The sequence below is a fragment of the Enterobacter cloacae complex sp. IR5428 genome (assembly GCF_049238585.1).
GTDB lineage: Bacteria > Pseudomonadota > Gammaproteobacteria > Enterobacterales > Enterobacteriaceae > Enterobacter > Enterobacter intestinihominis.
The window spans coordinates 47419-63241 of record NZ_JBMKHV010000019.1 but is presented as its reverse complement, the minus strand read 5'-3'; the positions used below and the strand labels follow the sequence as shown (position 1 = coordinate 63241).

Below are 15823 nucleotides of genomic sequence, written 5' to 3'. Positions count from 1 at the left end.
GTCTTAAAATCAGTAGTCAGGGGCAACCAATCCGCGCCTATCCCAAACTGCCCTACAGTTAGCACACCATCAGCAGGGTAAGTCTCGTTGGACCGCGCATTAAGTATGGCTGATGTTCCTAAACCGAGGTTTGTGCGAGCGTCAGCGACATTCGTTGCCCCGGTCCCGCCCTGCCCAATCGGGATAGCTCCATTACTCCCCTTCTGCGCCAGCTTACCGATCGCCGGAATAGTTACACGAGTGCCGTTGATGGTAACGGTGATGTTCTGGTTTGCTGAGGTGGTGGCGAACGTCTCCCACGCGCCGATGTTCTCGTCATACTCGTTGATGAGCTGAGACATGCTCTGCGCCAGGCCATCGACCGAGAGACTATCAGTAACAAGAATGCCGTACTTCTGGCCGCTGAGCGCCGGAGACGCTGCGGGTGTAACCGTCAGTGACGTCGCACTGTTGATGGCCGTGATCTGAAACATCTGTACCGGGTTAGAAAGAACAAACAACGTCTGGCCAACCCGAATCTGGCTGGCGGGTGCCGTCCAGTTCGTGCCGGTGCCGGTGGCTGTATTTCCGTTAATGGCGATGGTGCCAGTGTTATAAAGCATATTTTCTCCAGGCAATAAAAAACCCCGCCGGAGCGGGGTTGATTAAAAAGACAGTTTATTCAGACGTACATATCAGGAAGAACGGGAAGGTTCAGTGGCGTTACCGTGTCATTACCAAAAATTGCATACCGCTCGCGCCCAAGAAATTTCCCACCCTGAACTGAAGCACTGCCGTTCTGTATTTTTATTCCGAACATTCGATACACGTACATGCCATTTACTTCGTGAGCCATCAGCCCGAATCTGCCCAGCGGAACATAGCCGCTGCCGATGCTCACGGCATTTTTCGAAGGCGTCCAGAGCTGGTTGAGGTAGACGAAAGGCCGCTTTGTCGTTGAAAACGTGCAGGCCCCGGCTGAATTGAAGATGTTGAGCCCGGTGCTCGGCTGCGGCGCCACGCCACTGGCGAAGATGACAATATCTATCGTGCCGGTCGTCGGAGCATCATCGTTGGTGGATGGAGGGCTGAAGAACCTGACCGTGTTGCCATCGAAATCGACTGTGTTACCGCTATTGCAGCGCCCAAAGACGATATATTTGGACTTGTCATACCCCGCTATCGTGGGAATTGCCCAGCCGCCAGTGGGAACATTGACGGTACCCTTCAAGATACACTGTCCTGACTGCGTAGCATTGGTTATTGAAGTGAAGTCAGTGCTGTTGCTGATGAGCAGGCCCACACCACTACGCTGGCCTGACGGAAATATCTGCCAGAGGCTACCGGGGAACGTGTACGTACTTTCACGCTCACTGATGCTTACATCCTTCATCGTGGAGTTCTGCGTCACGCGTCCACCGGATATGGTGACCGAGTTCATTTTATGAAGCAGCCCTGAATCAAGATAAGCCGTCGCGTGAGGGATAAACAGTACCTGCGCACCGGAAACATAACCGGCAACATCAGCGTACTTGGCTTTCTGGTAGCCACTGTCAAAGTTGGCCCCAAACGACGGGCATCGCAGGCCCGCAGTTATCTCCATGCGCTTTCCGCCGTCATTCAGTTCTATCAGTAGTCCTGTCGGCATTTTATGTCCACGTCCCCAGTACGATGCGGCCGCCACCCGGAATATTAATGGTTACGCCATTACCATTAATCACCGTTGTGTTGCCGGAGCCATTGAAAGAAAAATTACCGTTTGTGGCGTAAATCGAGCCGCGAACGGTCACGTTGTTGAACGTCGCGTAGCCTGACTTGTTGATGTGCCAGCCGACGTTCCCGGTGCCGTCCCAGGTTGTCGACTGGATGTAGCTGCCGATTTTGGTATTGTCGATAGTCCCTTCACCGATCACAGTATTCCGGATAAAGGTTTGTCCATTCTGGATAACGAACGGAAGTGTGACCTGTGCTCCGGCCTGGTGAGTGACGGCGAAGCGGTCAGCCAGGAAGATAACCTGCGACTGCATGCCGGACGGCGTATTCTCCACGCCGATCCCCATCCCTGCGGCATAGTACTGGCCGTTGCTGGATAACCCGACCTTGATGCCGTACATCGCCTTCAGATCCCCGTTAACGTTCGCAATGGCCTGAGCGTTAGTGGTAATGGCTGAGGTATGTCCGTTGATGGTCGCTGTGATGCCGTTTATCTGCGTGGCCGTGGCCTGCTGGTAATCGGAGAACGTCTGGTTCAGGCTGTTGATGGATGCCTTATTGCCGTTCACGTCAGTCTGCAAACTCAGCAGCGAACGCGCCGTTGCCTCCTTCTCGTTGACGATAACCTCATCAATGCGGTCCAGCTGCGCGCTGTTACCGGCGACCGATGCAGACAGCGTTTTGCGCGCCGCTACCTGCGCCAGATTGCCATGAATAATCGCGATGGCAGAGTTCTTCACTCCTCCCGTCATAGCGTCCACAGACACGCTGATGTTATCGATTCGCTGACCCAGCGCGGTATCAGCGGTCGCCACTGTCTGCTCAAGCTCGCTCAGAGAAGAAGACACATCTCCGACCGTGCTCGACAGGTTAGTAACGCTGGTCTGAACCTTACCGATTTCCTGGGCGTTTTTTGCTATTTCCTGCGCCTGTTGCGCCAGTTCGTCGTTGGCCTGTTTGATGTCGTCAGCCATGCCAGCAATTTTTTCATTGCTGTCCACCGCGTTCTCGATCAGGTCTTTGAACGTATCGGAGCCTTTCATGTCCTCCAGGATTGCATCTGTGATATCGGATACATCGATGCTGGCCTGCCCGCGCACAAAGTCTGTATACCCTGACTCGTTTCCGCTGCGGTCCACCAGCTGCGCGCGGTACCAGAAAATTTGCCCTGCCTTAAGGCCCATCTGCTGATACTTGCGCTGCGGATAGGGTACGTCTGCCAGCAGCATCGCATCGTCTTCCGTCCCTGTCAGGCTGTACTGAATTTCCGTCTTCAGCGTGTCGTCGGTGTTCGCCGGGAATCCCCAGCTCAGCTCGATACCGAAAACCACATTATCAGAAGCGATGAAGCCGACCGGTTTCGGGGGATTGCCCACTTTACCGGTCAGCGTTTTCTCTTCTGAATAGCCCCACCCGGAAGAAATTTCTGCGGCATTGATGGCGCGCACCCGTACCAGATAACGCCCGGCATAAATCCCAGGAACGTCGAATGACGTGGTGGAGCTGCGCGGTACGTTAACCCAGTTCCCTTCGTTGCGGCGCCATTGCGCTTCATAGGCGATAGCGTTCTGCGCCTGGTCCCAGCTCACGCGCATGGTTTCGACGCTAATGTTCTGCTGCACCACGGAAAACGAGCTGATCACGATGTTCGCAGGCGGCGACTGGTTGCCAGGCGGGATCACGCTCACCGGCCGCTGGTCAATGATGGCTCCGGTATCAATGCGATCAAATTTATCCGGATCGTGATTTGCACCGACGATTGTGAACGTGCCGTCATTATTATCAGTTACCGTAATAACGCGATACTGCTGTGCGTAGAGCTCATCAGACTCAATGACCCATACGGCCTCAGCCACAGGCGTTTCACTGTAAGCGGTCGTAACGGTCACTTTATTGCCCGTTATCGACTGAATGGTGCGTGACTGTGAAACACCCGATGGAAGATTGACAATCATCCTGTCGGCTGGCGAAGCATCCGGCGCCCTGTCCAGCGTTAGCACGCGACCATTCACCGCAGAGATACGGCCGCCCAGGTCGCGCCCGGAGAGATTTCGGTCCGCTACGGCGATTACATAGCCAGGCTGTGGAATGTTGCCATCTTCCCCTACATTGAAAGTAACAACGCGATCTTTGTTGTTGGTCAGGATCCCCCATCGCCCTTTTCGGTTCGCCTCCGATTGCCGGGTACAACCAATAGCTGTTATCTCAAGTTGATTAAAACCATAACGCGAAACCAGCGCCTGTTCAAAAACAGGTTCCATCGCATCAGAATAGGCGTTATCGGGATCAGACCAGGATACGAGCGCATTGGTATAACGGTTCTTTGTGGTGCTGCTGGAATAGATAAACCGGCCATCGATAACGTTCGCATGCGTGTATGTAAAATCAACATCCCTCGGCATGTCCGCCAGCGCCACAATCTGGTCGTCGCCCCAGTAGGTCATCCCGCGGAAGATAGCAGCAAAATCACGCAGGACCGTATAAGCGTCGTTGCGTTCCTGAATGTAGACGTTGCAGGTATAACGTGGTTCGGTGCCACTTCCGCCTTTGCCATCCGGCACCATCTGATCGCAATACTGTGCAACCTGGTAAAGTGTCCATTTGTCTATGTTCGCTGTTGTGAGACGATCCCCAAGCCCGAAACGGTCGCTAACCACCAGGTCGTAGAATATCCACGCGGGGTTATCTGTCCAGGCCCATTTGAATGTCCCAAGCCACGTACCGCTATAAGTTCTTGTTTCCGGATCGTAAGTATCCGGTACGCGGATGACACGTCCACGTGGTTCACAGGCAATTTGTGGAATGGAGCCATTGAACTGGCTGGAATCAAACTCGATGTACAATAGAGCTGTGTTTGGATAGCGCAGTTTGGCATCGATGACCTCTGTATAACTTTGAAGCGTCATCGTGTCGCCGATTTTGGCACTGTTTGCGTCAGCGGTAATCTTGCGCAGTCTGATGGTCCAGGTACTGCCAGCTTTCGGTAAATCGATACGATGGCTGCGTTCATAACCTGATGTGGTTTTCCCGGTCACATTAGTATCAAGGACCTGTTGCCAGCTACCACCGTCCATCTGAAGCTCCACCACATAGTTGATGGAGTACCCTACTAAATCCCCGTTATCCTGCTGTTTGAAAAGAGATGGCCACTTCAGGCGCAGGCGAACCGCCGAAAGCTGCGTATTGGTGAAGGTATGCGTCCAGGCTGTTTCGCTGGATATTTCGGTACCGACGCTGATTTCATTTTCTGTGCCAGGTATCCCCTGAATGTAATCCTGAGCCTGTGTCCCTGGGCGAAACTCCCACACGACACCGCTGAAGTTCTCGGAACCATCAGCGTTTTGTAAAGGTGTGCCGTCAAGATAGATATCCCTCGCAGTCAGCCCACCAGCAAACTCCCCTTCACCGAGAACCATCAGTATTTTCGCTTTCGCAACGGACTGGAGATCATCGGGCTGCTCGACGGGAGTGCGGGAACTCGAGCTGCCGCCTTTACGTCCGGTAATTGTTTTAGCCATATCGCGCCCATAAAAAAAGCCACCCGAAGGTGGCCTGATTGACAAATATTTGTTATTGCTGGTCTTCTACGTAAATCCCGGCAGAAGCAACAGCGCCGCCGATTCGCCGCTTACCATAGAGAATGGGGACAGGGTTTCCCTGCGAGGTTGTGTTCGTCACTCCACCAAATGCATAGCTGGCGCGGTTATCTGCTGATTGCTTGCTGGCTAGCCCGGTAGTCTGTGGAGAAAGCATCTGGACTACGCCGCCGATCGCCATTGATGCCCCAATCCCCGCCACAGCTCCCCATCCACCAGCAAAAGCAGTCCCACCAATCCCGATCGCGGCCCCTCCCGTGACGAACGCAGCAACAGCGACAAGGGCAACCCCGAGGATTGTCTGAAAAACCCCGGCTCGCTTACTGCCGATGATCACCGGCGCGATGCGGATTTCCTCTGTGCTCCTGTCCATACTGAGCTCATCGTTTACGAGGTTTCGTTTCCCGCTGAATACCGCATAAGTTAAACCTCGTTGCTTACTGGTATTCAGGAAACGCTCAAAACCCGGCACGATAACGCTCAGGGCGCGGATGGCCTCTTTTGGTGAAGCTACTGATAAACGATATTCACGCCCGAAGGTGGCGCCCAGCACGCCATAAAGCCGGACGGTTCTGAGCGGTTCTTTATCGAGTGAAATTGCCATATTTACCCCATAAAAAAACCCGCCGAAGCGGGTTATATTATTCAGTATTAGTCAGCAAAAAACCGCCTCTCAGCGGATTCATTTGTTCGATATGATTCGGATGTAGTGTGAGGTTGCCACGAGAGCCTGTAGCGAATTTCCGCCAGTTGCACATAACGTTCTTGAATCGTACTCTCGAGACCAGTGACACAACCAATTTTCCAAGTCATCCACTGAATAATCCTTACGAGCCAACCCCTCAGCGATGGTTACGACCTCATCACTGGGTGCTGTAAGCTCATATCCATTCAGCAACAGAAATACGTAACCAGCCATCATGGCAGTGCGTTTGTTTGCATTTGCGAATGGATGATTCTGGATCAGGCTTTCAATTAGAACAGCAGACAGACGAAACATATCGTCTGTCTGCTCATAATATCGAATGGTACTTGGTCGTGACTGTGAAGAGCTGAGGTTATTCGGATTCAGGACGCCTATTGGTTCATTTGGCGTCTGAGTCTCGATCAGAGACCTGTTGATGTAAACGATATCGTCAATGGAAAGATAATTGACTCCCTCAACATACTCTATCGTCATCCGTTTCTACTCAGACCTTTGAAAGTTCTTCCATCGCCTTCTCGTAACGAGCAAACCCAAACTCAAAGGCGTTTTTAACTTGACCAGTATGTGAACATGTTTCGCTGATCGCTGCACGAGGTTTCGCCACCGTGGATTTGTCACGAGGCGGAATGTACAAGCGATCTGCCTTTTTTAATGCGTGACCCATGATTATCACCCTCATGCACGTTTGGCAGTGCTTTCTTAAATTGTAGGATGTAAACACACCCAAAGATTTCATGACCACTTCGAGTGGTTGAGGACAATTTAATACCATTCGTCATATTTGAGCAATGGGCCCATGTCTGAAGATAGATGCAAGTTCGACGAAATTTATCGCGGCCACTTTGCAAGTTAACCACCTTTTCGCAGAATTTACCCCTCAGGTAATAGTAAACTATTGCCACGTTCTCAGGAGATAGGCGGTGCCTATGAGCCGTCCTGAGCTTTCAAGAATGGCATAAATAGCACTTTTTGCACAAAATGTATGGCTTGGTTGGAATGCAGAACAACAAAGATTGCTGTAGTATTTCGCCCCCTCTGAATGGAGATGCTCAGATTTTAACCGCACCCTAATAAAATTTTATGTCTGAGTATCTTCATGGTCCTTTCCATCCAGTATCCGCCATAAGGTACGCGCTGGCTCAGATGTCCATAAAGGTGATGCAGTAGCATGTTGCCTTCCAGCAGAATCCCCGCATGATTCCACTTATCAGCCTGAACCTGCATGATCACCATATCGCTAGGTTTCGGCGGCCCGTCGAATTCACGGAATCCGCACTCGTACCAGCAATCCTGATAGAAGTTGTCCGGATAGTCGTTTTCCCACCAGGGATAATCGACCCGGTAATCGTGAAGCTCTATCCCGTACGTTTGCCGGTAATAGCTCATCACCAGCCCCCAGCAGTCAAAGTGACCAAGCACAAACGGGCGCTCGAGCAGCGGCAGTTCTCCACGCGGCTGGATGGTCCTTAAATCCCCCTCCGGCCAGCTCACGATATGCCAGGGTAAAAGCGTTGAGTCGCATTGCGCTTTATCCAGTTCGCTCGGCTGCGTAGTGGCGTCAGGGTGGCTGTGAACGATGGCGATCACCGTACCCCAGTCCTCAGCAACTGCGTAATCTTCCGGGCAGAGGACAAAATTTTCCTCCGGTGCCGCGGCAAGGTTCCGGCAAGGGAAATAACGTTCAACACGGCTTTTTTGCGCCACGACACCACAACACTCACGAGGATATTCAGCGGCTGCATGCGCCATAATCGCATCAATGGTTTTCTGACGCATATTAGCTCCTGATTAGTGAAGTACCCGGGAAACCACCGAACGGCAGTTCTTCATTCTCTCCGAAGCGAAGTTTGCACGCCGTGAGCGTGCCGTTACAGACATCAAGCGAGGGATCATCGACAGGATTATTATTGTTATCGAAGTATCTGGTTCCGGCATAATCGCAACCGTCACCGGTTCGGTACTTATTGCGCATGCACCAGGTGCACAGGGAATGAAGCTGGCGCGTGGGGATCATCTTACCCTGCAAAGACATCGGGCTATCGAGTACGAATTCGATACTTTCGCCCGGAATTTCGCTGCTTTTGCCATCGATGTAAAAAACTCGTTTTCTGACCTGTTGCGGATCAGCTGTTGCGTTACCAGCGAGGAAGTTCTTCGCATCTAGATAATGTGAATAAGTGTCATGGATAGTAACTTTGGCCTGTAGCATATCGTCATAAGCAAGGCACAGCGCTGTAATCTTGCTATCGATATCTGCAACCGTGAGCGTTGGCTGGGCGCTGTTGCCGTCTGTGGAGGCTTCAAGCCCTTCAATTTGATACGGCCAGGCGGCATATTCTTCCCCCTGCCACCAGATACTTTTCGCCTTCAGCTTTGATTCATCACCGCCAGCAGCGGCGATTTCTTCTTCCGTGTGCGGGAGGTTGTACGCGTGAAATCGCAGTACATCATCCACGCCGAACGTAGAGCCATCAACTTCGATAAGCCGGACTTTATTGCCGGGCTCAAGGCTTTGATAGTCTGCTGTGATCATGGTGCGTACGCCTGTTTGAATGTTGCGGAAATAGTCAGAACGTTGCTGGATAAGGGCTGTGACTTGATTGATTCGGCCTCAATCCGGTAGAGACCAGTTTCGCCAACTGGAGATGTCCAGATAAATGCCTTTGTGACGTGAGAACGAAAGAATTTAAGGGCCTGAAGCATGTCCGTTTTTTTGCCCGTGAGCGTGACAGGCCATGACTGTTTTTCAGGGTTAATGCCTTCCCCGGCGATCTGCTCATAGCCGTCGCCAAAGGTTGCAGAGCGGGTTTTATGGCTAAACGTTCCCTCCATTCCCGCCTGTATCTGCGTCCGCCAGGTGAACGTTTCCAGGGCCATGTTTGCTCCATAAAAAAAGCCACCCGAAGGTGGCTTGTGACAGTATGAGAAGGAGATTAGCGGGTTTCACAACCAAGCTGAGACTTGTCGATAATCTGCGTGCCTTCAACACGGTAACCATATGTGCCGAACAGAAATGCGTGGTTTAATTGATAAATAACAACATCGCTTAAGCCTACGGAACACTTATCTTTTTCAATAGCCCGATCCATTGCAGTTTTAACGCTTGGAATGCCCAGCGGGAAAATAACAATTGGAGCTTTGTCTTCACCAGTCACACGTTGACCTTTTTCAAACTTAGCTGCATTCAGGTTGTAATTTTTGGTACTACCAACGGTCATATCAGCAACACGAACAGTACAGCCAGACAACATTAAAGCCCCAAGAGCTAAGGCCACTACCTTCTTCATTGTACGTTTCCTTTAATTGCAATCGGAAACATCTTAACACGATGAATAATATGATCAAAAAAAACACCGAAGCGTCTTATCTTGATTTTGTTGCATTCCATATAAGGCCGCCAGGCTGAAGTTGTTTCGCAATACCTGCCCGAACAGATTGATCGATAGTCTGCTTGTAAGCACGTGAAATAGCGTCGTTACTCCCGGAAGATTGCTGCTGGTTGCCCTGGTTCTGTACCACCACGGAAGTTTGGACATTAACGCCGCCAGCACCTGATGTTCGTAGCCCATACATTGGCGCAGTACCAACATACCCGCCGTTTGCATAGCCCTGAGCACCTCGCATCAAAGCGTAAAGGTTGCCAACACCCAGCGCACTGGTTGCCTCCTTGGTGAATACGAATTCGCCACCATGCACCACGCCTTTTGGCTGATACTTTCCTCCATCCCCCGTGTAGCCGCCAGTATCAAATTCCGGAACTGCGCCACCATCAGAAAATCCAAAAAATGAACCAAATGAGGTCCCACCAAAGGCAGACTTCATTCCGTTGACCAGCGCCAACTGTGTCAGCATCTGGGCAGTTCCTTTCAAAAAGGTTGTCAGGAAATCTGAGAAGTTAGCTTTTCCAGTAGTAAAGAAGTCCGTTAGAGTGCTGGCCATGCCGGCGAACGCATTACTGGTGAGCGTCTGCACTTGGGAGTAAACATTGGTTGCGGAGTCCTCAAATTCAGCCCAGCCCTTTTTCGCGCCGGTCAACCAGTCGCCACGCAACCTGTCCTCTGCGGCATAGTAATTATTCGCCGCTTTGAGCTGCTTCTGATAACCAACGTCCTCCAGAGAACCGCCGGCGTTCACCCAACCTGCGGCAAGCTGACTTTTCGCGAGTTCACGCTGAGCTAACCGCTCGCTCATTCCAGCTCCACCAACCAAAGCAGCCTGTTTCTCAGCCATCTGCGTAACATATTTCTGAGAGGTATCCATTCGCTTGTTCAGCTGTTCCTGTGCGGTAATCTGATCACCCAACAGGGCTTTCTGCCGTGCCAACTGAAGCACCTGGTCTTTACTCGCCAGCAGGGATTGTTCCTGCTTCGTCAGTGAACGTGAACGCGAGGCTTCTTCCAGCACCTGAAATTTCGCCTCAGTGGTCCACAGATCTTTGCGCTGCTGGCTGATAGTGTCGTTCAGCCCTTTATACTGCTGAAGAGCACGCAACTGCGCCTGAAGCGCCAGCAATTCGGCCTGAGCAGTGTCAGTACTGCGGTCGCCAGCCGACACAGTGCCTTGTTTTCCTGTTTTCGTTTTTTTGCCAAACGAAGCGACTGTCTGCCGATCCTTCTCAGTGGTCGCGGAGCTTATCTTGCGGGATGTATCGAGGTACTTGCCTGCGCTAATGTCAGCTGCGTCCCAGTCCTTTTTCAGCTGAGATACGCTGTTACCATAAGCGCCGGCCATTTGTTCGTTATAGTCCTGCCATCCTTGCAAAGTATCAGTTTTCGCCCAGTCAGGAACGAGATTAATCGCAGCCGCGATAGAAGAAGAAATAATCTGGTTCAGCTTCTGGAAAACTATCGCGACGCTGTAATAAATTGCGTTAAATTCCTTTAGCGTGTTTGATGCCAGTTCAGCCACCCACTGACCGATGCTCTGCATAGCCTCAGACGCCCATCCCTTGATATCAAGCCACAGGCGGCCAAATGGTGTCAGCGAGTCGTAAGCCTGCTCTCCACGCTCTGCCATCGTGTCGCCAAACAAATCCATAGCTTGAGTAACGGCAGCGGTCTGGTCTTTCTGCTTAACTAAATCGTCAATGTGCTTAAGCTGTGAAACGGTAAGAAAGTTGAATTGCTCATTAAGGTTCTGAAGAGCCTTAACCGGATCCTTTTCAATATCCTTATAAGCCTTGGTAATGTCCTGAGCCGAAACAATACCAGTTTCAACTGCCAGCGCTGTCGCTTTGGTAGCTTTCTCAAGCTGTTGCTGGGTCATTGAGCCGATACCAACCAGCTCTGTCATCAGACTCTGGACAGTGCCCACCGTAGTCCCAGTTGAAGCAGAGATTGACTGGGAGGATGCCATAATCTGTAGCGCTGACGTACCGGCAATGTTTCCGGTGCGGATGATAGCTTTATTGATTTCGTCATATGCTGTGAAATAGTCCGATCCCGCTTTTGCCGCAATCAGTACAGCGCCAGCCAGACCACCAATCGCAACACGTGCCGGGGTTACCATGGATAACATCGCTTTTAGCGCGTTACCCACTCCGCCAAAGGAATCACGCAGCTGACCACCCTGCTGGATAGCGACCATATAAACCGGCATACCGGAGGCCAGTGAAGTCACAATATCCGTCATTTGCATTGGCAGGTAACGCATGGCATTACGGTACTGCCCCGCACTGATAGCTCCAGATTTCCAGGACTCTTCCTGCTCTTTTAGTCGGGCAATTATTGGCGCAGCGCGGTCCGACACGCCAAGCTGGGCCGCCTTCAGTTCGAGTAACTCTGCACGGGTTTTTCCGATAGCTGCAACCTGGTCCTCAAGTGAGTCGATAAAAGTTTTGCCTGCGGCAGTTGCCCGTTGCGCTGCCTGTGCCTGCTCAATGCGAGCTCGGCCCTCTGCTGTTTCAGATTCCATGACCTGCGCCAGTTTCGCGCGGGTCGTCTCAAGCACGCTGTTGTAACGAGTAAAATCCTCGTCACCCACCAGACCTTTGCTCCGGAATTTAGACAGGCTTTCCTGAATGGTATCCAGCTCGTCCAGCGCCTTGTTAACAGGGCTGATTTTATTCAGCAGGTTTTGCAGTTCCTGCCGTTGCTGTTTCAGGCTTTCGCTGTTTTTTTTCTGGTTGTCGATCCCGGTGCGGAACGTACTGTTCAGGTCATCCGCTTTACCTGCCGCGGCGGACGCAGTCTCCTGAAAGCGATCCAGTGCCTGGTTACCACGCTCCAGCTCAGTGGTATTTACGCGCAGGGAAATCGTGGCGATGTCGTTACTCATTCCGCCCTCTCTTTATGCATAACTTTTAGTGCGGCGCACTCCATGATTCGGATGTCCGAAAGCGCGGTTGCCTCGTCGTCGACGTTGTGCAGGCGCATCACCCAGGGCAGCACGTTGTAATCAAGACCTGATGCGCCTCCCATGCCCGTGCGCCACTGCGTGCTGACAGCCTGAAACACCAGGAATGAAGGCCATACATCTGGCCAGACGTCGATGTATTGATCGTCATAGTCATCCGGCGTAAGCCCATAGGGTGCCAGGTCTGCCGCTGTGGGTTCAGGCGTATAGAATGCAGAGGCAACCGCTATCAGTTTTTTTCGCGCTGCCCCATCAACTCTCGGTAGTAGGTTTCCGGGATTGCCTTCATTGCCGCCGGATAGTTTTCCAGCAGCACCGACAGGTTTTCCGCGTTGAATGCATCGGGAAGTGCCCAGCCAGCAATGATTTCCATCAGAAAATCAGTGGCGGTTTTGCCTTCCATTTTCTCCAGATCCGCCAGTTCTTTGAGTGGCTTGTGATTGAATGTGAATGTCAGCACGCCATCCTCATCGCCAGCGCGCGGGATCGAGACGTTGGCCTTAAAAGTTGGTTTGGGCTGAAGGGTGAATTTAGTCGCCATCGTTGCCTCTTAGTGAAAGAAAGCCTCCATGGAGGAGGCTTAGACTATCGTTATGCCTGGCTTATGCCGCGGCGCCTGTGATTTTGTAGAACGTCATTGCTGGCGATTGCAGGTTCAGCACGACGCTTACCGTTTCGACTTCGTTCACCGCCGTGGTCGGCGTGTCGTCAAAAGATGCCGTGGCCGCCCAGTAACGATTCTCCTTCGCCTTCGGAACGTACATATAAGCCGCCACAGTCTCTTCGTCTTCATCCAGCTGGCGCAGCAACGGATATACCGGGAGACTTGAATCGTGAGCGATCGAGTAAGTCTGAGAGACGGCAGATTTATAGGTATTCAGGTTGCGCTGACGGTCATCGCTGAGGAACTGAATCTGCGTGGTGTTCTGATCACCACCGGATTTCGATACCTCAGTGATTTGTGGCAGTTCGGTCCATTCTTCAATTTTGCGAATAGAGCCGGAACCGCCGCCAGCCGCGTATTTGTTTTTGTTGGTGGTATTGATGTTGCGAAGAGTGACAGCATTCTCCGCAATCGCGTCGATTTTCGCGATAACGTTATCAATACCCGACCAGTTGCAGTTCACGTGAACGATATCACCGACCGCGATATCGTCCGCGGAGCTGACGGTGATCACCGCGTGCTCAGCATTCGTCGCGCCGGTGAAAGTAATGGCTGGGCCGTAGCCCGAGGCCAGATAAACATGAGCGCCGTTAGGCAGTGCGAAGCCCATAATGGTTACTCCTGTGAAATTAGAAAACCGGCACAATGGCCGATGATTTTGACGGGGTCAGTTAATGATGTCGGCCCGGTAGTTCAGGCTGATGGGAATGGTGTAGGAAACAGCTGTCGGGATACCGCGAAAAATTGCTGGCGTGCTGGTGATCCAGCAGGTGAAGTCACTTCCTGCAATTTCCTGCCCCTCAGGGAACAATTCCACTAATCTGCCCGCCAGAGAAACGACTGAGGTACGGCCTAAGCCGGCTGGCGCCACGACATTGATCTGGTACACGCCTGAATAAGTCCGGCAGCGCAATCCGAGATCGATTGTCCGCGGCGTAACGGGCATATCGTGTACGGCCAGGTATATGTCGTTAGCAGGAGGTGTAAACGGCACGTTCTCCCATGCAACTGAAATGCCCTCGGCATCGGCCCAGGTACCCAGTCTGGCGGCCAGTGCAGATGCAATATCAGGAATCACCAGGACACCTCCTTGATAGCTTCCTCAAAGAAGCGTTGAAACTCAGCAGCGGTTATACGGACCATTCCGCCCGGTGCCTGTGTGGAATGCCCCATTTCAAGCGGGTATGCATACGGGACGTTGTTGCAGAAATAAATGGCCTTCATCCCGACTTTGAACAGTGACAGCGTGTAGTTCCCGGCTGCTTTTGTCAGGTCGCCGGTCTTGTCTATTCGTCCCGTTTCATCAGTTGTCGGAGCATCAAACGATACCTGCCAGTTACCGCGAAAGCGTCCGCCCGTATACCCCGGCGGTGCTTTGATATCCATCCCATCCACCACCCGGGCTTTTTTCTTCAGTCGCCCGGTTTTGGTCAGGTTGTCGGGATTTGCCCGCTGCGCCTCGTTATGGTCGTAAACAGCGCGATTATAGGAAACGGCTGTCTGGTTAACTTCCCACAACTCCGGGTTGCCCACTGGGGACATCACCACCAGCTGGTTAAGAATTTTGATTCCGACGGCGCGCACCACTGCTTCCTGATTCGTTTTCGCCTTATTGACGAATGCTGTGATTTCAGCGAGGAATGCCGTGTTCTCTCCCATGCTATGCCCTCAACTGCGCTTTGTAGCAGAGTACCAGCGAGGCAGGTTTTGCCGGGTTGGGTTTGATAACCCGGTGGGCTGTGCCATCAATATCGACTACGTCGCCGATTTTAATTTCCTGCTCCGCCGTAAAAACGATCTGCACGTCGCCGTTAACGATGACCGTTCCATCTATTTCGCCGGGTGCGTATTCCGTTTTAACGCCGATCGCAGTGAACTGAACATCATCCGTTTTATGCTCGACTCCACCGATAACCGTTACTGAACCCTTGCGGGTGACGTTGTATAACACTCCGTTCTGCCTGAGCATGCGCGTTGTTCTGGCCTGCATACGTAGGTAATCAATCGCCATATCAGACCCTCTCTGCAAATGCATTGATGGCGAAACCTCGACCACCAGCAAGGTCGCCTAACAGCGCCATGACAGCAGGATAGGACGGCGTGAAAACTTCACCATCTGCGACCGCATAGGTCATGGTGACAGCACCTTCCACACGTTCAGTTTTCACAGCGGCTTCGCGCACGCTGGAGAGTAAATCTCCGTCGATTGCCTCTACCGCCAGCATGCACTGCGCGGTTAAAACCTGCCGTGGAACTTCATCCGGCGGGAAATCATGTTCATCCAGAACGACATTCACGCGTGGCCATGCCAGAGCCTGTCTCGGGTCAGCTTTTGAGCCTACCCAGTCCAGCCCCTCCAGGTAATCCATTGCCTTAATCAGCAAAGGTGTGAGCTTGCCAGGCAGTTCAATGCCGCGTATTTCCGCAAATGAGGCAAGATCCTCTTCACTGACGTAGCTGTTGGCATCAGGAGAGGTGATATCGGTATTGATCATCGAATCATCCTGTTTATGGGGCTTTCGCCCCATTCGTTATTCTCCGGCAGGCGCAGTGAAGGTGATCTCATCAGTGGTTTTCGCCACTCCTTCAACCGTGCTGGTTACCGTGAAGGTGCCAGCAACGTCTGATGTGAGTTTCACCGTTGCACCACCAGCAGAGCCGGTTTGAGAACTGGCCGTGCTAAGCGTGCCGCCTGTGGAAGTCCACGCGACGGTTTTACCGGATACACCGGAGCCATTCAGCGTGTACTTAAGAGAAACAGTTACCGCGTCTGTGCTGTCAGCAGTTGCGGAGGTTTTATCCGCTGACAGA

Annotated in this window: 18 protein-coding genes and 1 pseudogene; all 19 read right to left on the bottom strand. The window is 52.2% G+C overall.

Annotated elements, in window-relative coordinates; genetic code table 11:
• A pseudogene (locus ACOTXC_RS20695) lies at nt 1–602 on the bottom strand (phage tail protein); the annotation flags it as partial.
• Nucleotides 603–661: 59 nt separating this feature from the next.
• A complete protein-coding gene (locus tag ACOTXC_RS20690; protein WP_150326342.1) occupies nt 662–1627 on the bottom strand; it encodes a DUF6453 family protein in 966 nt (321 codons plus the stop codon).
• A gap of 1 nt (nt 1628) precedes the next feature.
• Nucleotides 1629–5210 carry a host specificity protein J gene (locus ACOTXC_RS20685; RefSeq protein ID WP_421767942.1) on the bottom strand — a complete coding sequence of 1194 codons (3582 nt, stop codon included), beginning with the start codon at nt 5208–5210 and terminating at the stop codon, nt 1629–1631.
• A 52-nt stretch (nt 5211–5262) separates the two neighbouring features.
• Nucleotides 5263–5892 (bottom strand): tail assembly protein, encoded by a 630-nt coding sequence (locus ACOTXC_RS20680; RefSeq protein ID WP_045349467.1) that lies wholly within the window; start codon nt 5890–5892, stop codon nt 5263–5265.
• Between the two features lie 78 nt (nt 5893–5970).
• On the bottom strand, nt 5971–6468 hold the full coding sequence (locus ACOTXC_RS20675) for a type II toxin-antitoxin system death-on-curing family toxin (protein WP_069595784.1): 498 nt from the start codon (nt 6466–6468) through the stop codon (nt 5971–5973).
• A gap of 10 nt (nt 6469–6478) precedes the next feature.
• Nucleotides 6479–6658: a hypothetical protein gene (locus tag ACOTXC_RS20670; RefSeq protein ID WP_025759425.1), complete on the bottom strand. Its 180-nt coding sequence runs from the start codon at nt 6656–6658 to the stop codon at nt 6479–6481.
• A 392-nt stretch (nt 6659–7050) separates the two neighbouring features.
• Nucleotides 7051–7770 carry a C40 family peptidase gene (locus ACOTXC_RS20665; protein ID WP_121478698.1) on the bottom strand — a complete coding sequence of 240 codons (720 nt, stop codon included), beginning with the start codon at nt 7768–7770 and terminating at the stop codon, nt 7051–7053.
• Between the two features lies 1 nt (nt 7771).
• Nucleotides 7772–8527, bottom strand: coding sequence for a phage minor tail protein L (locus tag ACOTXC_RS20660; RefSeq protein ID WP_121478697.1), 756 nt, complete (start codon nt 8525–8527; stop codon nt 7772–7774).
• The gene (locus ACOTXC_RS20655; protein ID WP_121478696.1) at nt 8524–8871 is read right to left on the bottom strand and encodes a phage tail protein; all 348 of its coding nucleotides are present in this window, start codon (nt 8869–8871) and stop codon (nt 8524–8526) included. The genes ACOTXC_RS20660 and ACOTXC_RS20655 overlap by 4 nt, the downstream gene beginning before the upstream one ends.
• 56 nt (nt 8872–8927) lie before the next feature.
• Nucleotides 8928–9281, bottom strand: a complete 354-nt coding sequence (locus ACOTXC_RS20650; RefSeq protein ID WP_020690998.1) for a hypothetical protein — start codon at nt 9279–9281, stop codon at nt 8928–8930.
• A 76-nt stretch (nt 9282–9357) separates the two neighbouring features.
• Nucleotides 9358–12270 (bottom strand): phage tail tape measure protein, encoded by a 2913-nt coding sequence (locus ACOTXC_RS20645; protein ID WP_220719654.1) that lies wholly within the window; start codon nt 12268–12270, stop codon nt 9358–9360.
• Nucleotides 12267–12530, bottom strand: a complete 264-nt coding sequence (locus ACOTXC_RS20640; protein WP_045911865.1) for a DUF1799 domain-containing protein — start codon at nt 12528–12530, stop codon at nt 12267–12269. The genes ACOTXC_RS20645 and ACOTXC_RS20640 overlap by 4 nt, the downstream gene beginning before the upstream one ends.
• Before the next feature lie 47 nt (nt 12531–12577).
• A complete protein-coding gene (locus ACOTXC_RS20635; protein WP_022651271.1) occupies nt 12578–12889 on the bottom strand; it encodes a phage tail assembly chaperone in 312 nt (103 codons plus the stop codon).
• Between the two features lie 61 nt (nt 12890–12950).
• Complete coding sequence (locus tag ACOTXC_RS20630) at nt 12951–13622, bottom strand: phage tail protein (protein WP_045911866.1); 672 nt, start codon at nt 13620–13622, stop codon at nt 12951–12953.
• A gap of 57 nt (nt 13623–13679) precedes the next feature.
• Entirely contained in the window at nt 13680–14090 is a 411-nt protein-coding gene (locus ACOTXC_RS20625) for a DUF4128 domain-containing protein (RefSeq protein WP_045911867.1), read from the bottom strand.
• Nucleotides 14087–14671, bottom strand: coding sequence for a hypothetical protein (locus ACOTXC_RS20620; protein ID WP_045911868.1), 585 nt, complete (start codon nt 14669–14671; stop codon nt 14087–14089). Before ACOTXC_RS20620 ends, ACOTXC_RS20625 begins: the two co-directional genes overlap by 4 nt.
• A 1-nt stretch (nt 14672) precedes the next feature.
• A complete protein-coding gene (locus ACOTXC_RS20615; protein ID WP_150326340.1) occupies nt 14673–15023 on the bottom strand; it encodes a hypothetical protein in 351 nt (116 codons plus the stop codon).
• A gap of 1 nt (nt 15024) precedes the next feature.
• A complete protein-coding gene (locus tag ACOTXC_RS20610; RefSeq protein ID WP_045343117.1) occupies nt 15025–15507 on the bottom strand; it encodes a DnaT-like ssDNA-binding protein in 483 nt (160 codons plus the stop codon).
• Nucleotides 15508–15543: 36 nt separating this feature from the next.
• Nucleotides 15544–15822 (bottom strand): Ig-like domain-containing protein, encoded by a 279-nt coding sequence (locus tag ACOTXC_RS20605; protein ID WP_198922624.1) that lies wholly within the window; start codon nt 15820–15822, stop codon nt 15544–15546.
• Nucleotide 15823 lies beyond the last annotated feature (1 nt).